Below are 19032 nucleotides of genomic sequence, written 5' to 3'. Positions count from 1 at the left end.
CCGTCTGGCTAAACGCCCGGGCTGTGATCTTGGCGGATTGCCAGGCCCGGAACCCCAATGGAGGATGTGATGGGCGTTGAAGGCATTGGCGCGCGCGCGGCGCGCAAGGAAGACAAGCGATTTCTGACGGGCAAGGGGCGCTACACCGACGACATGGTGACGCCGGGAATGAAATATGCCTATTTCGTTCGCAGCCCGCATGCACATGCGAAGATCAAGGGCATCGATGCATCGGCGGCTCTTTCCATGCCGGGCGTGATCGGCGTGCTCGACGGCAAGCAGCTGCTGGCCGACGGCATCGGCAACCTGATCTGCGGCTGGATGATCCATTCCAAAGATGGGTCGCCGATGAAGATGGGTGCTTGGCGTCCCCTGGCGGCCGATACGGTGCGCTATGTCGGCGATGCCGTCGCTATCGTCGTGGCCGACAGTCTTGGCGAGGCGCGCGATGCGGCCGAAGCCGTAGCGGTCGACTACGAGGAACTGCCTGCCGTCGTCGAGGCGGTGGATGCGCTGAAAGCCGGCGCGCCACAGATCCATCCGGAAGCGCCGGACAATCAGATTTTCGACTGGGAGCTTGGCGACGCGGCAGCGACTGACAAAGCGATCGCCGAGGCAGCACATGTCACCGAAATCGAACTGCATAACAACCGTCTATCGCCGAATGCCATGGAGCCGCGCGCCACGCTCGGCATTTATGATGCCGCCGAAGACCATTATACCTGCTACACGACCAGCCAGAACCCGCATGTGGCCCGGCTCGTCATGAGCGCTTTCTACAATGTCGCGCCGGAAAACAAGCTGCGTGTCATCGCTCCTGATGTCGGCGGCGGTTTCGGCTCGAAGATCTATATCTATCCGGAAGAAATCGTCTGCCTCTGGGCATCGAAGAAGACCGGAGTGCCTGTGAAGTGGACGGCCGACCGCACGGAAGCCTTCCTCACCGACGCCCATGGCCGCGATCATGTTTCCAAGGTCAAGATGGCCTTCGATGCGCAAAACCGCATCACGGCGCTGAAGGTCGACACGATCGCCAATCTCGGCGCCTATATGTCGCTCTTCTCTTCGTGCGTGCCGACTTATCTTTATGCGACGCTGCTGTCGGGCCAGTATGCGATCCCGGCGATCCATGCCAATGTCCGCACGGTCTATACCAACACCGTGCCGGTCGATGCCTATCGCGGCGCAGGGCGTCCGGAGGCGACCTATCTTCTGGAGCGTACGGTCGAGACGGCGGCGCGCGAACTCGGAGTTTCGCCAGCGGAATTGCGGCGGACCAATTTTGTCCGCACCTTCCCTCACCAGACGCCCGTGATCATGAACTACGATGCCGGCGACTACGAAGCTTCGCTCAATGCCGCCATGCAGCAGGCGGATTGGGATGGTTTTCCTTCGCGCAAGGCGGAGGCAGCCGCCCGCGGCATGAAGCGCGGCATTGGCATGAGCTGCTATATCGAGGCCTGTGGCCTTGCGCCGTCGCAGGCCGTCGGCGCGCTCGGTGCCGGCGTTGGCTTGTGGGAATCGGCCGAGGTGCGGGTGAATGCGGTCGGGACCATCGAAGTGCTCACCGGTTCGCACAGTCACGGGCAGGGGCATGAGACCACCTTCGCGCAATTGGTCGCCGATCGCCTCGGTGTGCCGATCGACAGTGTTTCCATCGTCCATGGGGATACCGACAAGGTGCAGATGGGCATGGGCACCTATGGTTCCCGCTCGGGCGCCGTCGGCATGTCCGCCGTCGTCAAGGCGCTCGACAAGGTGGAGGCGAAGGCGAAGAAGATCGCCGCGCATCTGATGGAGGCCGACGAAAGCGATATCGTCATCGAAAACGGCGAAGTGAAGGTGGCGGGCACGGATAAATCGCTGCCCTGGTTCCAAGTGGCGCTCGCGTCCTACACCGCGCATAATCTGCCCGCCGGCATGGAGCCAGGCTTGAAGGAAACCGCCTTCTACGATCCGGCGAACTTCACCTTCCCGGCCGGCTGCTACATCTGCGAGGTGGAAGTGGATCCGGAAACCGGCAAGACGGAGATCGTGCAGTTCGTCGCGGCCGATGATTTCGGCAACATCATCAATCCGATGATCGTGGAGGGGCAGGTGCATGGCGGTATCGCGCAGGGCATCGGTCAGGCATTGCTGGAGGGCGTGCATTATGATGAGAGCGGTCAGCTTCTGACGGCGAGCTTCATGGATTACACCATGCCGCGCGCCGATGATCTGCCGTCATTCCAGCTTTCGCACCAGAACACGCCCTGCCCGAACAATCCGCTGGGCGTGAAGGGATGCGGCGAGGCTGGCGCCATAGGCTCGCCGCCGGCGCTGATCAACGCCATCACCGATGCGATCGGCAACAATAGGCTGACCATGCCGGCAACCCCGCTCAAGGTGTGGGAAGCGGCGCAGGCCACGGCCTGAGGCAAGAGGAGGATAGGACAATGTATGCAACGAATTACCATCGCGCCTCCTCGGTCGACGAAGCCGTCAAGCTTCTGTCGAATGCCGATGAAGGCAAGTATGTCTCCGGCGGCATGACGCTGATCGCCACCATGAAGCAGCGTCTCGCATCGCCGAGCGATCTCGTCGATCTCAGGCATATTCCTTCGATCAAGGGGATACGCGTCGATGGCCGCAGGGTCACGATCGGGGCGGCGACCACCCATGCGGAGGTCGCCTCTTCGGCAGCGATCCGTGCGGTCTGTCCGGCGCTTTGCGACCTTGCCGGCATGATCGGCGATCCGCACGTCCGGCACATGGGGACAATCGGCGGGTCCGTCGCCAACAACGATCCGGCGGCGGATTATCCCTCGGCAATGCTGGCGCTGAATGCCACCATCGTTACCGACCGGCGGCAGATCGCGGCTGACGACTTCTTCCGGGGTCTGTTCGAAACGGCACTGGAAGGGGCGGAGCTCATCACCTCCGTCGCCTTCGACGCACCGGAAAGGGCAGCTTACGCAAAATTCCCCAATCCGGCTTCACGCTATGCGATGACGGGGGTCTTCGTCGCCAAGGGGACCGGGGGCGTGCGCGTTGCCATTACCGGTGCCGGTGCGGATGGCGTGTTCCGCCATACCGAACTGGAGCAGGCGCTTGCGGCGAACTGGCTGCCGGACGCGGTTACGGGCGTGACGGTCGATCCGTCATCGTTACTGTCAGACCTGCACGCCACGGCGGAATATCGCGCCAACCTGATCAAGGTCATGGCCAAGCGCGCCGTGGCCGCCGCCTAGATTCGCCATGAACAAGCCGGAGCGGCAGGGTTTACCCTCCGCTCCGGAGAGAGTGTTTCCAGCATGGTTTCGATTGTCAATTTGACGTGAATGGTTATTCTTGTCTGGAATTGTTCAAAATTAGGGGCCATTTGCCGCAGTGGGCGCGAAAGCAATGCGGAGGGGTTGACGTGTGAACCGGCATTCTCGAAAACGGTCGCACGGTACTGGAGCATATGATGGATTTCGAAGCATTTTTTAAAGGCGAGCTGGAAGGCCTGCACAATGAGGGCCGTTATCGGGTTTTCGCAGATCTCGAACGCCGCCGTGGCAATTTCCCCCGCGCTGTCAGACATACCCCGAACGGCCCGCAGGAAGTGACTGTCTGGTGCTCCAACGACTATCTCGGCATGGGCCAGCATCCGAAAGTGATCGAGGCGATGAAGCAAGCGATCGATCACTGTGGCGCGGGTGCGGGAGGCACCCGGAATATTTCTGGCACCAACCACTACCATGTTCTGCTCGAGCAGGAACTCGCCGATCTCCACGGCAAGGAATCCGCCCTGATCTTCACCTCGGGCTATATCTCCAACTGGGCGACGCTCGGCACGCTCGGCGCGCGCATTCCCGGCCTCATCATCTTCTCGGATGCGCTCAACCATGCATCGATGATCGAGGGCATTCGCTATGCGAAATGCGACAAGGTCATCTGGAAGCATAACGATCTGCACGATCTGGAAGCCAAGCTGAAGGCTGCCGATCCCAAGGCGCCGAAGCTGATCGCTTTCGAGAGCGTCTATTCCATGGATGGCGATATCGCCCCCATCAAGGAAATATGCGATCTCGCCGACAAGTATGGCGCGATGACCTATCTCGACGAAGTACATGCCGTCGGCATGTATGGCCCGCGCGGCGGCGGCATTGCCGAGCGCGAGGGATTGATGGATCGCCTGACCGTCATCGAAGGCACGCTCGGCAAGGCATTCGGCGTCATGGGCGGCTATATTGCCGCTTCCACCGCGCTCTGCGATTTCATCCGCTCGTTTGCGTCGGGCTTCATCTTCACGACCTCGCTGCCGCCGGCTCTGGCTGCGGGTGCCGTCGCCTCGATCCAACACCTCAAGGTCAGCCAGTTCGAACGTATGCGCCATCAGGATCGCGTACGCAAGCTACGTGCGCAGCTCGATGCCGCCGGTATTCCGCACATGCCGAATCCGAGCCACGTCGTGCCGGTCATGGTCGGCGATGCCGCCAAGTGCAAGTGGATTTCCGATCTGCTGCTGGACGCCGGCGTCTATGTACAACCGATCAACTATCCGACTGTGCCGAAAAAGACCGAGCGTTTGCGCATCACGCCGACGCCGCTGCATTCCGATGGCGATATCGAGCAGCTGGTCGGTGCGCTGCACGCGCTCTGGTCCCGCTGTGCGCTCGCAAGGGCCGTTGCGTAAAAGACGGCTTCCGCCTGAAAAAGTAAAATGCGCTTCATTGCGAAATATCGGTGTGATGCCGATTTCCGCAATGATTGTTTGTGCCGGCGTTAGCCGCGGCTTCCCAAAGCCAGGCGGCAGGCAAGGCCGGTAAATACCGTTGCCAGCAGATATTGCGGCAGCTTCGGAAGGCGCTTGATCGCCGAGAACCGACCGCGGATGTGGCTGCCAAGCAGGATGACAGAGCCGTTCACCAGGAAGCCGATCCCGTTGAGAATGGTGGCGAGCAAGGCCATCTGCAGGATCATCGAGCCGCTGGGATCGACGAATTGCGGGAAGAGCGCAAGCACGAATAGAGCCATCTTCGGGTTCAGAATATTGGTCGCCAGGCCCTCGACGAAGATGCGCTTACCCGAAAGGCGCTTGAGCCCGGCCGACGGCGCGAACGCAGAACCCTGCGAGCGGAGCGTCTTTACGGCCAGATAGAGCAGGTAGGCGCAGCCTGCCCAACGCACGATCTCATAAGCGACAGGCACGGTCAGGAAGAGCCGCGACAGTCCGAGGGCTGCCGCCATGGCGTGGCAATAGGTTCCGAGTGCAATGCCGGCATAAGTGAGGAAGCCGGCGGAGCGGCCTTGGCTGACGCTGCGCGAGGCGATGAGAAGCATATCGGGACCGGGCGTGGCGGTGAGCACCAGCGCGGCGGCGGCAAAAAGAATGATCGTGGAAAAGTCCGGCATCGTGATTCCCTTGAAAGTGAAGCCGGAATTTCTCTCTAGCATCATTGTCGGGAATGGCAACCGCCAGATATGCGGTTGCGTAGCGAATGCGGAGTGTTGCGATCTATTGTAAGATTATACTTACGCAGCCTTTTCCCGCTGGGCGACGAGTGCTGCGGCGCGGCCGCGCGCTTCCTCATCTGCGGCAAAGACCGCATCCATGCTGTCGGCGCTGCCGGTTGCTATCATCTCCTCCATGACGGCTTCGGCGACATCGGCCATTTCGAGGAAGCCGATGCGGCCGTCGACGAAGGCGTGGAAGGCGATCTCCTCGGCGGCGTTCATGACGGCGCCCTGCAGGCCGCCGCGCTCCAGGGCCGTGCGGGCAAGGCGCAGGGCCGGGAAACGCACTTCATCCGGCGCCTCGAAATCCAGCCGCGCGAGCTTGGCGAAATCCAGCCGGTCGACGCTGAGCTTGGTGCGGGCGGGATAGGTCAGCGCATAGCCGATGGCGGTGCGCATGTCGGGACAGCCGAGCTGCGCCAGAATGGAGCCGTCTGTATAGCCGACCATCGAGTGAATGACGGATTGCGGGTGGACCACGACCTCGATCTGATCGGGGCGCACATTGAACAGGTGCTTGGCCTCGATCATTTCAAGCGCCTTGTTGAACATGGAGGCGCTGCCGATCGAGATCTTGAAGCCCATCGACCAGTTGGGATGGGCACGCGCGATTGCCGGCGTGACATTGGCCATTTGCTCGCGCGTCCAGGTGCGGAAGGGGCCGCCCGATGCGGTCAGGATGATGCGCTCCACGGCATGCTGCTGGTCGTCTTCCAGCGCCTGGAAAATGGCGCTGTGTTCGCTATCGACCGGGATCAGCCGGCCACCGCCTTCGGCAACGGCGCGCACGAAGAGATCGCCCGCGGAGACGAGACATTCCTTGTTGGCAAGCGCGATATCGGCGCCGCGGCGCGCGGCTGCCAGCGTCGGCGCAAGACCGGCTGTGCCGACGATCGCCGCCATCGTCCAGTCCGAGGGCATGGAAGCGGCTTCGATCAAGGCATTCTTGCCGGCGCCGACGGCAATGCCGGTGCCTGCAAGCGCATCCTTCAGCTCCTGATAGCGCTCTTCATTGGCCGTCACGGCAAAGGCGGCGCCGCAGGCCTTGGCCTGCTTGGCCAGCAGCTCGATATTGTCATGCCCGGTGATGGCGGCGATATCGAAGGCCTCACGTCCGCCCAGCTGGGCGATGACGTCGAGCGTATTCTGGCCGATGGAGCCGGTCGAACCCAATATCGTCAGGCGACGACGCGCCGTGCTGCCGGTGTTCATTCAGGTATCCGCATTTGCTGCTGTTCCCCATGGCTCTACAGGGGATTGCCCGGAGCGGCAAGTCCGGAGCCATGCAACTGCTCCTCCGCCGGTACACGCGAAAAGCGACCGTGTGAATTAGTCATATTTTTTTCAATCTCGATTGAACCAAATGCAAAGTGCTGCGTTTTCCGACCACTCGAATGCGGAGGGTCACGAATGGTTTTCAAGGCGGCAACGTTTCACGGGATGGAGCTCTATCTGGAAAACGAGCAGGCCAGGCGCTCGGCGCTGGAATCCGCCGTTGCCAATGCGCTCGCCGTTGCCGGCGGAATCGATGCTTCCGATGTCACCGTGATTGCCGCAGGCCAGGAAATCCGCCTGCACGGCTCGGTCGCGACCTATCAGGAGGTGACGCGGGCAACCGCGGTTGCGGAATCCATTCCTGGCGTGCGGCTGGTGAGGAACAGGATTGCGGTGGGGTGATATGTGCGTTTTAAGTTCGCGTTCACGCCGTGCCCGATGAGGGCTTACGGCAGGGTACGTTTAATTACAAATAGTCGGCAGATCGAAGAATAGCTTCGACACGGTCGGAGAATCCGAAGCGTGGGTGCCTGTCCGGCAAAGCACGCCTCCCGCTTTCTCAATAACGCGCTTCGAAGCGAGATTATCTTCGTTGCAAACGATGCTGATATTGGCAAAGCCAGCTTTCTTGGCGCGCGGCAATAGAAGCTGCAGCGCTTTCGTTGCATATCCTCGGCCTTGCTTCCAAGGGACTACCGAATAGCCGACATGGCCAGGTAGGTGTAGGGGCAATTGATTTGTACCGGTTAAATAACGCAATGTGATGTAGCCGCAAAACTCCCCGTCCCAGATCCAGAACGGGTGGGCGACAAGGCATTGAGGTTGTCGAGTCGATACCGCTGTGGCGACGATTTCAGTCGATCTCATACGGGCGAGGAAAGCTGATCTGTCTTCCCGAAGTGTCACCAGTTCAGCTTTGATGAACGTCTTGTCGTGCTGACGCCGGGGATCGGGCGACCATCCGCGCATGAGCGCCTGCTCGAAACCCCGCAAATTGAGCAGGTTTGGCTCAACAAGGGTCAAATCATCCGCGCGCGTTGAAGCCCGATGTTCTTTCAATCTCGACCACACGATCATCATTCAGGCTGAAAATAATGGTGATCTCGACGCGATTCGAACGCGTGACCCTCAGATTAGGAATCTGATGCTCTATCCTGCTGAGCTACGAGACCACTCGGCATGATCCATACAAAAGCAAAGGCCGGAAGCCAAGCCCTTTTGCGTCTTGGGGACAATCTGTCTTCAGCGTGCGCCCGGCGCGGCCTTGGAGGCTGCGCGGGGTGATTATGCAGCCTCAGGCGTTGAGGCGCTGTTCGGCGAGGCGCACCCAGTAGGAAATGCCGTGGGCGATGGCTTCGTCGTTGAAGTCGTAGGCCGGGTTGTGCAGGCCGGCGCTATCGCCGTTGCCGACGAAGATGAAGGCGCCGGGACGGGCGAGCAGCATGTAGGAGAAATCCTCGCCGCCCATCATCGGGTCGATATTCGGGATGACATTGCCCGCGCCCGCGATTTCCTCCGCGACAGCAATCGCATGGTCGGTCTCGTCGGCGTGATTGAAGGTGACGGGGTAGTTGCGATGAAACTCGATTTCGGCTTCCGCGCCATGGCTTGCGGCAATGCCTGTCACGATCTGCTTGAAGCGCTGCTCGGCAAGGTCGCGCATTTCGGGGTCGAGCGTGCGCACTGTGCCGGCGAAGCTTGCATCGTTCGGGATGACGTTATGGGCGTTGCCGGCGTTGAACTTGGTGACGGAAACCACCACCGATTTCAGCGGATTGGCGCTGCGCGAGGCGATAAGCTGCAGGTTGGAGACGATCTGTGCGCCGATGGCGATCGGATCGATCGTCTTGTGCGGCATGGCGGCATGGCCGCCGAGGCCTTTGATAGAGACAGTGAATTCATCCGTTGCCGCCATGATCGGGCCCTTGCGTATGGCGAAGTGGCCGACGGGCAAGCCCGGCATGTTGTGCATGCCATAGACCTCGGCGATCTCGAAGCGCTCCATCATGCCGTCCTTGACCATGGCGTCGCCGCCGGCGCCGCCTTCTTCGGCCGGCTGGAAGATGACGGCGATGTTGCCGTTGAAATTGCGGTTCTCGGCGAGGTATTTCGCCGCCCCCAGCAGCATGGCGGTGTGGCCGTCATGGCCGCAGGCATGCATCTTGCCGGGCGTTTGGGAAGCATAAGGCTTGCCGGTAATTTCGGTGAGCGGCAGGGCGTCCATGTCGGCGCGCAGGCCGATCGTGCGTCCCTCGCCCTTGCCGCGGATCAGGCCGACGACGCCGGTGCGGCCGATGCCGGTCACCACCTCGTCGACGCCGAAAGCGCGCAGTTTCTCCGCCACGAAGGCGGCCGTGTTCTCAACGGCATAGAGGAGTTCGGGATGCGCGTGGATATGGCGGCGCCACTCGGTCACTTCGCCCTGGAGTTCTGCGGCTCTGTTCAAGATCGGCATATGCTGATTTTCCTGCTGCTCAATATCGATTCTGGTTCAACCTGCGGGCCCTTGGCACAGCCTCGGCCAGCTTGTCGCGGCCCTTGCGGCGTGCCATCGGGAAATAAAGTCGTCAATCGCCTTTGCCTTCTCCTAGCCATATAGGTTAAATAGACGAAGCTTTCGAGAAAATTCCGGACTTCTGAAGGATAGATCGTGCCGACGAAGCAGAATCGTTTGTATGCCGCCCTGCGGCTCGTTCCTATGGCCGCAGCAGCATCCATGCTTTTCCTGTCGACCGCTGAGACGGCCGGAGCCAATCCGCATATTCTCGTCGACGTCAGTACCGGACGCGTTCTCGACCAGCAGGAGGCGTTTCGCCGCTGGTATCCCGCCTCGCTCACAAAGCTGATGACGACTTACGTCACCTTCCGAGCCATCCAGTCCGGTCAGGTCCGTCTCGATACGCCCGTTGTCATGTCGAAGCTTGCAGCGGCACAGCCGCCGGCGAAGATGTACTTCAAGCCGGGCCAGAAGATGACGCTCGACAATGCCTTGAAGATGATGTTGGTCAAATCGGCAAACGATCTCGCCATGGCCGTCGCCGAGACGGTCGGCGGCTCGCAGCAGGGCTTCGTGGCGCGGATGAATGCGGAAGCAGCGCGCCTCGGCATGCGCGACTCGCATTTCATCAATCCGAACGGTCTTCCCGGCAAGGGGCAATATACGACGGCGCGCGATCTTGCGATCCTCAGTGTGGCGCTGCGCCGCGAATTTCCGCAATATGCCGGCTATTTCTCGCTCGAGGGCTTCACCAACGGCGTGAAGCAGGTGCCGAACATCAATATGCTCATCGGCCGCTTCGACGGTGCCGACGGCATGAAGACCGGCTTCATCTGCGCGGCCGGCTTCAACCAGATCGCCTCCGCAACCCGCAACGGCCGTACGCTGATCTCGGTCGTTCTGGGCACCGACAGCCTGGCGGCGCGCGCCGACGATTCCGCCAATCTCCTGGAAAAGGGCTTCCAGAACCAGCTGTCGACCCGCGACACGCTCGCAACCTTGAGACCCGACGCGCCGCTTGCGGCCGATGTCGCCGATGTCACCGCTGAGATCTGCAGCGCCAAGGGCGCACAGGCACGCAGCGAAACCCGCGATCCCTTCGGCCGCACCAAGGTACAGTCGCCCTATATCCACGAAATGGATCATGAGCCCAACTTCGTCTATGCCGGCTTGATCGGCGGCCAGGACATCGCAACGGCCGTAAAGGGCGACAAGGACGATGTGACGGCTAAAGGCGACAAGGCGACCAGGGACAATAAGATCGCCATCTCCGGTGGCGCATCCAATGTGCCGGTCCCGATGCCGCGGCCCACTTTCTAATATCGGACAGGAATCATGAGCGTTTCGCAGCAAAGAGTGCCGGTTGCCGTCCTGACCGGCTTCCTCGGCGCGGGTAAATCGACCCTGCTCAACCGCATCCTCAAGGATGAGGCCATGCGCGACGCGGCCGTCATCATCAACGAGTTCGGCGATGTCGGCATCGATCACCTGCTGGTGGAAAGCTCCGGCGATTCCATCATCGAGCTTTCCGATGGCTGCCTGTGCTGCACGGTGCGCGGCGAGCTGGTGGATACGCTCGCAAATCTCATGGACGCCATGCAGACCGGGCGCATCCGGCCGTTGAAGCGTGTCGTCATCGAAACGACCGGCCTTGCCGATCCCGCTCCGGTCATGCAGTCGATCATGGGCAATCCGATCATCGCCAACAATTTCGATCTCGATGGCGTCATCACCGTCGTCGATGCGGTCAACGGGTTGCAGACGCTCGACAATCATGAAGAGGCGCGCAAGCAGGTGGCGGTTGCCGACCGGCTGATCGTGTCGAAGATGGGGATTGCCGGCGCCGTGTCGGCAGCGCAGCTGGAGGGTAGGCTGAGAGCGCTCAATCCACGGGCGCAGATTCTGAATGCCGATAGTGACGAGGCGGGACGCGCCGCCATTCTGGTCAACGGCCTCTATGATCCGGCGTCGAAGATCGCCGATGTCGGCCGCTGGCTGCAGGATGAGCTTGAGGCGGACGACGATCACCATCACCATGATGAGCACGATCACCACGATCATGATCACCATCACGGCGATCATGGGCACCACCATCACCATCATGGGCATCACCACGGTCATCGGCATCAGCACGCCCATGATGTCACGCGGCATGACGGGTCCATCCGGTCGTTCTCGATCGTCGAGACCCAGCCTATCGATCCGATGGCGCTGGAAATGTTCATCGATCTCCTCCGTTCGGCGCATGGCGAAAAGCTCCTGCGCATGAAGGCGATCGTTGCCGTGTCCGACCGGCCGGAGCGCCCCGTCGTGCTGCATGGCGTGCAGAATATCTTCCATGCGCCCGTGCGCCTGCCGGCCTGGCCCGATCCGGAAGACCGCCGCACGCGCATGGTCATCATCACGAAGGATCTGCCCGAGGATTTCGTGAAGGGCCTATTCGACGCCTTCCTCAGCAAGCCGCGCGTCGATACGCCTGACAGAGCGGCGCTGGAGGACAATCCGTTGGCCGTGCCAGGGATGAAGTTTTAGTTAAACTCGATGAGATCCAACAACCCGCCTCGCCCTTCGATAGGCTCAGGGTGAGGCGGGAGCGTAGCGAACCTCGAACCACGAGGATGGCCACCGGCCGAAAATCGTCACCCCTTGCGAATCACGAAGCGATGGCCGCCATCCGTCTTCTCGCTCTCGAGAAGCGTGTGACCCTTTTCATTGCAGAGATGCGGGATGTCGATGACGGCGAGCGGATCCGTGGTTTCCACGGTCAAGATCGCACCGCTTGCCATGCCGCGCAAACGCTTCTCCGTCTTGATCGCCGGATAGGGGCATTTCAGGCCGCGCAGATCATAGATCTCGGTATCTGGACTATTCACTCTTGGCCCAGAACTTCCAGAAAGGCGGCTTCTTGGCCTCTGTCTGTGCGGTCTCGACGGCCGGGTTCGGCGCGTAGGCGAGCGCGTTGAGGCTGGAGTTCATGGGGTTTGCCGTCGGGATAGGCACATTTGCCGGAATGTTGGCTGCAACGATCGGGCCGGCCGCGGGTTGCTGCGCAGGCGCCATCGGAGCACCTGTCGCAGGGCTTGCCGTGGCCACGCGGATACTTGCCGTCGTCGGGTTGCTCGTCGGGCTGGCAACGGTGCCGCCGCGCGCCACCTGCTGGGCCGACTGGTTGGACATCATCGATTCGAGATCGGCGACCTTCATCATCTTGCCGGCGGCAAGTGCGGTGCCCGTCGGTGCATAGGCGATATCGTGGCCCTTGCGCTGCTTGGCGACGATGGCTTTGCGCTCGGCTTCGGTCGGGTCGTACCAGGCCATGCCGTCGAACTTCTTCGAGGCAGCGGCATAGTCTGCCTGATACTGCTTGTCATAGGTCGCAAGCGCCATCTGCAGGGCAGGCGGCGTGGTCATGACAGGGCATTTGCCGCTGGCGTTGAACGGACCGCTGGCCTGCTGGTTGAAGACGTATTTCTTCTCGCAGACCTCGACCTCGGGTGGGCGCTTGGTGACTTCGAAATTGTCGTAGCCGACCTTCAGCATCTTCCAGAATTCGATATTGGGGCTGAGGCGATGCTTCCACATGTTTTCCGCCGTCATGCGGAAGGGGAAGGCTTCGAGCTGAACGGCCTTCTGCCCGCCCTTGAAGGCGTCGCGCGCGAAGGCATAGATCTCCAGCACCTGCTGGTCGGTCATAGAATAGCAGCCGGACGACGAGCAGGCGCCGTGGATCATCAGATCGGCGCCGGTGCGGCCGTTGGCAGCATCGTAACGGTTCGGGAAGCCGGTGTTGATGGCGAGGTAGTATTTCGAATTCGGGTTCAGGTTAGCCGGCGTCAGCATGTAGAAGCCTTCCGGTGCCTGCCGGTCGCCTTCCTTTACCTTCGGGCCTAGACGGCCGGACCAGGCGCAGATCTTGTAATCGGCGATGACTTCGAAACGGTTGCTCTGGTTCGCCTTCAGGATCTCCATCACGCCTTCTTCCTTGAAGATGCGGATCATGATCGGCGAGTTGCGGTCCATGCCCTTCTTGGCCATGTCAGCAAGAATATGGCTGGGAAGCGGCTGTTCGACCTTGTTCTTCACCTTCGACAGGTCGATCGACGCGGTGTCCAGCGCGTCGTTGCAGCCGGCGAGCGCCAGCGCCATCAGGGAAATATAGGCAAGGTGACGAATGCGCATTCTGACTTGGTCCATAAATGCGAAGAGTGGCAGCTCGATCTGTTTCGCCACTCCCCTCGAAGCATGAAACGGAATCATAGATGGCTTATACTTGAAAATTCCTTACCAGCCTATGACGTGCCCGCAGCGCGTCGGCAAGCTTTTCTTTGCCATAAAAGCTTCGATAACGGAAATGTGGCCAAGGTTTGGCCTCATTCCCGCTTTTAGCGATCACTTTTTTCAAATGCTGCTTAGAGATTCCGACCGATGTTGAGGAATTTCTGACGGCGGTCGCTGCGCAATTGTTCGCCCGAACGGCTGGAAAGCTCTGCAAGCGCGGTCGCAATCGTTTCGCCGGCCGCGCTTATTACCGCGTTCGGATCGCGATGCGCGCCGCCGACAGGCTCGGAGATAATGCCGTCGATCACGCCGAGGCCTTTCAGATCATCGGCTGTTATCTTCATGTTGGTTGCGGCTTCCTTGGCGCGCGTTGAATCGCGCCAGAGGATCGAGGCCGCACCTTCGGGCGAAATTACGCTGTAGATCGAATGTTCGAGCATATAGACGCGGTTGCCGACGGCAATCGCGATGGCGCCGCCGGAGCCGCCTTCGCCGATGACGATGGAGATGATCGGCACCTTCACGCCGAGACACATCTCGGTCGAGCGGGCGATCGCTTCGGCCTGACCGCGTTCTTCGGCGCCAACCCCCGGATAGGCGCCGGCGGTATCGACCAGCGTGATGACGGGCAACTGGAAGCGGTCAGCCATTTCGAGGATACGGATCGCCTTGCGGTAGCCTTCCGGCCGGGCGCTGCCGAAATTATGCTTCAGACGGCTCTTGGTGTCGTTGCCTTTTTCCTGGCCGATAAGGGCGACCGGCTGGCCGCGGAAGCGGGCAAAACCTGCCTGGATCGCGGCATCCTCGGAGAATTGGCGATCGCCGGCCAGCGGTGTGAATTCCGTAAACAGCGTACTGGCATAATCGACGAAATGCGGGCGCTGCGGGTGGCGGGCGACCTGCGTCTTCTGCCAGGCGTTGAGCTTGGAATAGATGTCGGCCATCGCCTCGCGGACGCGGATTTCAAGCCGCCCGACTTCCTCGGACGTGTCGATGCTTTCGTCTTCGCTCGCCAGTTTCTTGAGCTCGTGAATCTTGCCTTCGAGATCCGAGATGGGTTTTTCGAAGTCCAGATAATTGTGCATGAGGTGCGTTTCCGATCCTTTTGCCCGTGACGAGAGATGGCGGCTTCAGCCTGTATGCCGGTCCTAATCCTGTTTTTTTGCCTGTTTGGCAAGGGGGTGATGCGTTTGGACCAGCTGATGAAGGCGTTCTTCCAGCACATGTGTGTAGATTTGCGTCGTCGAAATGTCCGAATGGCCGAGAAGTTCCTGCACGACGCGCAGGTCCGCGCCGTTGGCGAGAAGATGGCTCGCGAAGGCGTGGCGCATCACATGCGGTGAAATCATCGAAGGCGTCAGGCCGGCCCGGATGGCAAGGTCCTTGAGATCGCGCGCAAAAACCTGACGCGGCAGATAGCCCTGCCTGGAAGCAGCTGGGAAAAGCCACGGGCTTTCGGGGGCGGGGTTCTTGGCGTTTGCCGCAATCTCGGCCTGCAGCCGTCCATAGGTCTTCAGCGCCGAAATGGCCGACTGCGACAGCGGCACCAGCCGCTCCTTGTTGCCTTTGCCGCGGATCATCAGGAAGCGGCCTTCCTGATCCAGCACCTTCGCCGGCAGAGAGATGAGCTCGCTCACACGCATGCCGGTGGCATAGAGCATTTCCAGGAGCACCAGCATGCGCAGGCGCTGCAGCCGGTCCGGTCCGTCGGCAGTGGCCTCCTCCTCAGCCTGGCTCAAAAGTCTCGTCACCTGATCGACGCCCATCGTCTTCGGAAGGGCGCGGCCCTTCTTGGGAGCATCGAGGATCCCTGTCGGGTCGTCCGTGCGCAAACCTTCAGCATAGAGGAACTTATAGAATTGCCGCATGGCAGAGAGCCGGCGCGCCTGGGAGGATGGTTTGAAGCCCTGGCTCGACAGGCTGGAAAGATAGGCGCCCAGATCGCTGGAGCTGGCTTCCGTCAGGCGGACTCCCTGCCCGGAGAGGAATGAATGGAGATCCTCGAGATCACGCTCGTAGGATTGCAGCGTGTTGACGGCAGCACCCCGCTCGGCGCTCATCATTTCCAGAAAGGCTTCCAGATGCACTCGCCCCAGATCTCTCTTGACCGCTCGTACATTTTCGGCTTGCGCGCTCATGGTTTCAGCGAGCCCGTCGTCGGAGGGTTGAGGCGTTCGGGGGCAATGCGGATCGTCACATCGCGCGGCTCAGGATCGACGAAGAGCACCAGTGCCCACATTGCTCCATATATCGATCCGGCGATGACCGCGCAGATGACAAGGAAGCGAAACAGGGTTGGCATTCGAAAACTCTCCTTCGCCGTTCATTGGCGTGGCGATGCGCAATAATTATGTCCTTCAAGGGTTAGCTGAAGGATATTGCAGACATGTTTACGATAGCGGCGTCTTGACGCTACCGGCGCATTTGACGATACCGTTTCCAAAGAAATTGTGAATGGGCCGATGAGTGAACAAGTCCTGACCCTTGCCGAGAGCCTTAAAGACAGGGCGCGTGCTGCGCTCGGTCAGCGCAATCTCGTCTTCGTGGGATTGATGGGAGCAGGAAAATCCTCGATCGGCCGGCCAGTCGCGCAGCAGCTCGGTCTTCCCTTCGTCGATACGGATATCGAAATTGAGCGCGTGTCGCGCATGACGATCGCCGAACTGTTTGCCGCCTATGGCGAGCAGGAGTTCCGGGCGCTGGAAACGCGTGTCATCAAGCGGCTGCTCAAGGGCGGCCCGCGTGTCGTCTCGACCGGCGGCGGCGCCTTCATCAACGAAAGCACGCGGCTGCATGTCAAGCGCGGCAGCCTCTCCGTCTGGCTGAAGGCCGACCTCGACGTGCTGTGGGATCGGGTGAACAAGCGTGACACGCGCCCTCTGCTCAAGACCGAGAATCCGAAACAGACCCTCGAGAACCTGATGAATGCGCGCTACCCGATCTATGCGGAAGCCGATATCACGGTTCTCTCCCGCGACGTAAGCAAGGATATCATGGTCAGGGAAGTCCTTGCCGCGATTGCCGAGGGAAAGAAAGCAGAAAGCAGAATACCATGAATGCGATCACACCGGCTTCCGCTGAGCGTCTCGTGCGCGTGCCTCTCGGCGAGCGTGCCTATGACATCCTGATCGGCCCCGGCCTGATTGCCCGTGCTGGCCAGGAGATCGCAGCGCGGCTGAAGGGGCGCAAGGCGGCCGTCATCACCGATGAAAATGTCGCACCGCTTTATCTCGCTGCATTGGTTGCCAGCCTTGAAGCGGACGGTATCCAGGCTTCCAGCCTCGTTTTGCCCGCTGGCGAAAAGACAAAAGGCTTCGAGCATCTGATTACCGTTTGTGATGCGGTGCTGACGGCGCGTGTGGAGCGCAACGATGCGGTGATCGCGCTTGGCGGCGGCGTCATCGGCGATCTCTCCGGCTTCGCCGCCGGCATCGTGCGCCGCGGCGTTCGTTTCATCCAGATTCCGACCTCGCTGCTTGCGCAGGTGGATTCGTCCGTCGGCGGCAAGACCGGCATCAACACCCATCATGGCAAGAACCTGGTCGGCGTCTTCCACCAGCCTGACCTCGTCCTTGCCGATACCGACGTGCTCAATACGCTGAGCGAGCGTGAATTTCGGGCCGGCTATGCCGAAGTCGCCAAATATGGCCTGATCGACAAGCCGGATTTCTTCGCCTGGCTCGAAACCAATTGGAAGGATGTCTTCTCGGGTGGTGCTGCTCGCATCGAGGCGATTGCTGCCAGCTGCCAGGCAAAGTCCGATGTCGTCGTTGCCGACGAACGCGAAAACGGCCCTCGCGCGCTGCTCAATCTCGGCCATACCTTCGGCCACGCGCTGGAAGCCGCCACTGCCTATGACAGTCGCCGGCTGGTGCATGGCGAGGGTGTTGCAATCGGCATGGTGCTGGCGCATGAATTTTCCGCGCGCCTCAATCTGGCAAGCCCGGATGATGCCAAGCGTGTCGAGGTGCATTTGAAGGCCGTGGGCCTGCCGACGCGGATGGGCGATATTCCGGGCGAGCTGCCGCCGGCCGAAACGCTGATGGATGCGATCGCGCAGGACAAGAAGGTCAAGAGCGGTAAGCTCACTTTCATCCTCACGCACGGTATCGGCCAGTCCTTCGTTGCGGACGATGTGCCGTCTTCCGAAGTCCTGAGTTTCCTGAAGGAAAAACATCCCTGATGACCGTCGAGGGCACGCTGGCTGTTCTGTGGGAATATTGGCCCGAGATTATATCGATCGTGGTCCTGGTGCTGCTTTCCGCCTTCTTTGCCGGCTCGGAGACGGCGCTGACGGCGGCTTCGCGTAGCCGTATCCATACATTGGAAGCCAACGGCGACAGGCGGGCCGGCATCGTGCGGCTCTTGATAGAACGTCGCGACCGATTGATCGGCGCGCTGCTGATCGGCAACAATCTCGCCAATATTCTGTCGTCCTCGCTTGCGACCAGCGTGTTCCTGGGTCTGTTCGGCAATTCCGGCGTGGCGATCGCCACCGCCGCCATGACCGTCATCCTCGTCATTTTCGCGGAGGTTCTGCCGAAGAGCTGGGCCATTGCGACGCCGGATCGCTTCGCGCTGAACGTCGCCAGTACGATACGCCTCTTCGTCATCGTCGTCGGGCCTGTGTCGAGCGTCGTCAATGCCATCGTGCGCCAGATCCTGGGCATTTTCGGCGTCAATCTCTCCCGGGAAGTGTCGATGCTGTCGGCGCATGAGGAGCTGCGCGGCGCCGTGGACCTGCTTCACCGCGAGGGTTCCGTGGTCAAGGCCGATCGCGACCGTCTGGGTGGCGTTCTCGATCTCGGCGAGCTGGAACTGTCGGACATCATGGTTCACCGTACGGCAATGCGCGCCATCAATGCCGATGACCCGCCAGAAGTGGTCGTGCGTGCGATCCTCGACAGCCCTTATACGCGCATGCCGCTCTGGCGCGGCACGATCGACAACATCATCGGCGTCGTGCATGCCAAGGACCTGCTGAGGGCGCTCGCGGAACGCAATGTCGAGCCGGAAAATCTCGATATCGTCAAGATCGCGCAAAAGCCCTGGTTCGTGCCCGACAGCACCAATCTCGAGGACCAGCTCAATGCCTTCCTGCGTCGCAAGCAGCATTTCGCCGTCGTCGTCGACGAATATGGCGAGGTGCAGGGCATCGTCACGCTGGAAGACATTCTGGAGGAGATCGTCGGCGACATCGCCGATGAGCACGATCTGGATATCCAGGGCGTGCGGCAGGAGGCCGACGGTTCGATCGTGGTCGACGGCGTCGTGCCAATTCGCGACCTGAACCGCGCACTCGACTGGGATCTGCCCGATGAAGAGGCAACGACGATTGCCGGCCTCGTCATCCACGAATCGATGACCATCCCCGAAGAGCGCCAAGCCTTCACCTTTTACGGCAAACGCTTCATCGTCATGAAGCGCGAAAAGAACCGCATCACCAAGCTGCGCATCCGTCCCGCCGAAACGGAAGAGGCAAAGCCAGTGTAAGGTGTCCC

18 protein-coding genes and 1 tRNA gene are annotated in these 19032 nt (G+C 60.8%); 9 read left to right on the top strand and 10 right to left on the bottom strand.

Annotated features, from left to right (window positions below):
• Positions 1-69: 69 nt before the first annotated feature.
• The 3 genes from PH558_RS19460 (at position 70) to hemA (ending at position 4660) form a co-directional block, all read left to right on the top strand.
• Positions 70-2415 (top strand): xanthine dehydrogenase family protein molybdopterin-binding subunit, encoded by a 2346-nt coding sequence (locus PH558_RS19460; protein ID WP_285206088.1) that lies wholly within the window; start codon positions 70-72, stop codon positions 2413-2415.
• A 20-nt stretch (positions 2416-2435) separates the two neighbouring features.
• On the top strand, positions 2436-3230 hold the full coding sequence (locus PH558_RS19455) for an FAD binding domain-containing protein (protein ID WP_113409019.1): 795 nt from the start codon (positions 2436-2438) through the stop codon (positions 3228-3230).
• Between the two features lie 218 nt (positions 3231-3448).
• Positions 3449-4660, top strand: coding sequence for a 5-aminolevulinate synthase (hemA, locus tag PH558_RS19450; protein ID WP_069612971.1), 1212 nt, complete (start codon positions 3449-3451; stop codon positions 4658-4660).
• 89 nt (positions 4661-4749) lie between these two features.
• Here hemA and PH558_RS19445 read toward each other — a convergent pair whose 3' ends face one another.
• Together PH558_RS19445 and dxr are read right to left on the bottom strand one after the other, a co-directional pair.
• Positions 4750-5379 (bottom strand): LysE family translocator, encoded by a 630-nt coding sequence (locus PH558_RS19445; protein ID WP_113409018.1) that lies wholly within the window; start codon positions 5377-5379, stop codon positions 4750-4752.
• A gap of 120 nt (positions 5380-5499) precedes the next feature.
• Positions 5500-6693 (bottom strand): 1-deoxy-D-xylulose-5-phosphate reductoisomerase, encoded by a 1194-nt coding sequence (gene dxr, locus PH558_RS19440; RefSeq protein WP_285206087.1) that lies wholly within the window; start codon positions 6691-6693, stop codon positions 5500-5502.
• Between the two features lie 198 nt (positions 6694-6891).
• On the opposite strand from dxr, the gene PH558_RS19435 reads away from it, so the two are divergent.
• A complete protein-coding gene (locus PH558_RS19435) occupies positions 6892-7158 on the top strand; it encodes a BON domain-containing protein (RefSeq protein ID WP_113409016.1) in 267 nt (88 codons plus the stop codon).
• A 60-nt stretch (positions 7159-7218) separates the two neighbouring features.
• On the opposite strand, the gene PH558_RS19430 is transcribed toward PH558_RS19435, so the two are convergent.
• The 3 genes from PH558_RS19430 to PH558_RS19420 form a co-directional block, all read right to left on the bottom strand.
• Positions 7219-7833 carry a GNAT family N-acetyltransferase gene (locus PH558_RS19430; protein ID WP_285206187.1) on the bottom strand — a complete coding sequence of 205 codons (615 nt, stop codon included), beginning with the start codon at positions 7831-7833 and terminating at the stop codon, positions 7219-7221.
• Positions 7834-7851: 18 nt separating this feature from the next.
• Positions 7852-7928: transfer RNA gene (locus PH558_RS19425), tRNA-Arg, on the bottom strand.
• 122 nt (positions 7929-8050) lie between these two features.
• On the bottom strand, positions 8051-9211 hold the full coding sequence (locus tag PH558_RS19420; RefSeq protein WP_285206086.1) for a M20 aminoacylase family protein: 1161 nt from the start codon (positions 9209-9211) through the stop codon (positions 8051-8053).
• Between the two features lie 195 nt (positions 9212-9406).
• On the opposite strand from PH558_RS19420, the gene PH558_RS19415 reads away from it, so the two are divergent.
• Together PH558_RS19415 and PH558_RS19410 are read left to right on the top strand one after the other, a co-directional pair.
• Positions 9407-10573: a D-alanyl-D-alanine carboxypeptidase family protein gene (locus tag PH558_RS19415; RefSeq protein WP_483314166.1), complete on the top strand. Its 1167-nt coding sequence runs from the start codon at positions 9407-9409 to the stop codon at positions 10571-10573.
• A gap of 15 nt (positions 10574-10588) precedes the next feature.
• Positions 10589-11785, top strand: a complete 1197-nt coding sequence (locus tag PH558_RS19410; protein WP_285206085.1) for a CobW family GTP-binding protein — start codon at positions 10589-10591, stop codon at positions 11783-11785.
• A gap of 107 nt (positions 11786-11892) precedes the next feature.
• Here PH558_RS19410 and PH558_RS19405 read toward each other — a convergent pair whose 3' ends face one another.
• The 5 genes from PH558_RS19405 to PH558_RS19385 form a co-directional block, all read right to left on the bottom strand.
• Positions 11893-12126, bottom strand: a complete 234-nt coding sequence (locus PH558_RS19405) for a sulfurtransferase TusA family protein (protein WP_285206084.1) — start codon at positions 12124-12126, stop codon at positions 11893-11895.
• Positions 12119-13432: a L,D-transpeptidase family protein gene (locus PH558_RS19400; protein WP_095436020.1), complete on the bottom strand. Its 1314-nt coding sequence runs from the start codon at positions 13430-13432 to the stop codon at positions 12119-12121. Before PH558_RS19400 ends, PH558_RS19405 begins: the two co-directional genes overlap by 8 nt.
• Positions 13433-13662: 230 nt before the next feature.
• Positions 13663-14616: an acetyl-CoA carboxylase carboxyltransferase subunit alpha gene (locus tag PH558_RS19395; protein ID WP_285206083.1), complete on the bottom strand. Its 954-nt coding sequence runs from the start codon at positions 14614-14616 to the stop codon at positions 13663-13665.
• A 63-nt stretch (positions 14617-14679) separates the two neighbouring features.
• Entirely contained in the window at positions 14680-15669 is a 990-nt protein-coding gene (gene xerD / locus PH558_RS19390) for a site-specific tyrosine recombinase XerD (protein WP_285206082.1), read from the bottom strand.
• Positions 15666-15833, bottom strand: a complete 168-nt coding sequence (locus PH558_RS19385) for a hypothetical protein (RefSeq protein WP_092717636.1) — start codon at positions 15831-15833, stop codon at positions 15666-15668. The genes xerD and PH558_RS19385 overlap by 4 nt, the downstream gene beginning before the upstream one ends.
• A 160-nt stretch (positions 15834-15993) precedes the next feature.
• On the opposite strand from PH558_RS19385, the gene PH558_RS19380 reads away from it, so the two are divergent.
• The 3 genes from PH558_RS19380 to PH558_RS19370 are packed head-to-tail and all read left to right on the top strand — an operon-like array spanning position 15994 to position 19024.
• Positions 15994-16587 (top strand): shikimate kinase, encoded by a 594-nt coding sequence (locus PH558_RS19380; protein ID WP_069612905.1) that lies wholly within the window; start codon positions 15994-15996, stop codon positions 16585-16587.
• Positions 16584-17714: a 3-dehydroquinate synthase gene (gene aroB / locus PH558_RS19375; protein WP_095436018.1), complete on the top strand. Its 1131-nt coding sequence runs from the start codon at positions 16584-16586 to the stop codon at positions 17712-17714. Before PH558_RS19380 ends, aroB begins: the two co-directional genes overlap by 4 nt.
• On the top strand, positions 17714-19024 hold the full coding sequence (locus tag PH558_RS19370) for an HlyC/CorC family transporter (protein ID WP_285206081.1): 1311 nt from the start codon (positions 17714-17716) through the stop codon (positions 19022-19024). The genes aroB and PH558_RS19370 overlap by 1 nt, the downstream gene beginning before the upstream one ends.
• Positions 19025-19032: the final 8 nt, after the last annotated feature.

The organism is Rhizobium pantanalense, assembly GCF_030182525.1.
Taxonomy (GTDB): Bacteria; Pseudomonadota; Alphaproteobacteria; order Rhizobiales; family Rhizobiaceae; genus Rhizobium.
Note: the sequence above shows the minus strand (reverse complement) of the source record. Positions and strands in the feature narration are given on the sequence as shown.

Excerpts from the sequence above, each read along its gene's own strand:
- PH558_RS19460 (WP_285206088.1), top strand. The coding sequence starts at position 70 with ATGGGCGTTGAAGGCATTGGCGCGCGCGCGGCGCGCAAGGAAGACAAG.
- PH558_RS19455 (WP_113409019.1), top strand. The coding sequence starts at position 2,436 with ATGTATGCAACGAATTACCATCGCGCCTCCTCGGTCGACGAAGCCGTC.
- hemA (WP_069612971.1), top strand. The coding sequence starts at position 3,449 with ATGGATTTCGAAGCATTTTTTAAAGGCGAGCTGGAAGGCCTGCACAAT.
- PH558_RS19445 (WP_113409018.1), bottom strand. The coding sequence starts at position 5,379 with ATGCCGGACTTTTCCACGATCATTCTTTTTGCCGCCGCCGCGCTGGTG.
- dxr (WP_285206087.1), bottom strand. The coding sequence starts at position 6,693 with ATGAACACCGGCAGCACGGCGCGTCGTCGCCTGACGATATTGGGTTCG.
- PH558_RS19435 (WP_113409016.1), top strand. The coding sequence starts at position 6,892 with ATGGTTTTCAAGGCGGCAACGTTTCACGGGATGGAGCTCTATCTGGAA.
- PH558_RS19430 (WP_285206187.1), bottom strand. The coding sequence starts at position 7,833 with ATGATCGTGTGGTCGAGATTGAAAGAACATCGGGCTTCAACGCGCGCG.
- PH558_RS19420 (WP_285206086.1), bottom strand. The coding sequence starts at position 9,211 with ATGCCGATCTTGAACAGAGCCGCAGAACTCCAGGGCGAAGTGACCGAG.
- PH558_RS19410 (WP_285206085.1), top strand. The coding sequence starts at position 10,589 with ATGAGCGTTTCGCAGCAAAGAGTGCCGGTTGCCGTCCTGACCGGCTTC.
- PH558_RS19400 (WP_095436020.1), bottom strand. The coding sequence starts at position 13,432 with ATGCGCATTCGTCACCTTGCCTATATTTCCCTGATGGCGCTGGCGCTC.
- PH558_RS19395 (WP_285206083.1), bottom strand. The coding sequence starts at position 14,616 with ATGCACAATTATCTGGACTTCGAAAAACCCATCTCGGATCTCGAAGGC.
- xerD (WP_285206082.1), bottom strand. The coding sequence starts at position 15,669 with ATGAGCGCGCAAGCCGAAAATGTACGAGCGGTCAAGAGAGATCTGGGG.
- PH558_RS19385 (WP_092717636.1), bottom strand. The coding sequence starts at position 15,833 with ATGCCAACCCTGTTTCGCTTCCTTGTCATCTGCGCGGTCATCGCCGGA.
- PH558_RS19380 (WP_069612905.1), top strand. The coding sequence starts at position 15,994 with ATGAGTGAACAAGTCCTGACCCTTGCCGAGAGCCTTAAAGACAGGGCG.
- aroB (WP_095436018.1), top strand. The coding sequence starts at position 16,584 with ATGAATGCGATCACACCGGCTTCCGCTGAGCGTCTCGTGCGCGTGCCT.
- PH558_RS19370 (WP_285206081.1), top strand. The coding sequence starts at position 17,714 with ATGACCGTCGAGGGCACGCTGGCTGTTCTGTGGGAATATTGGCCCGAG.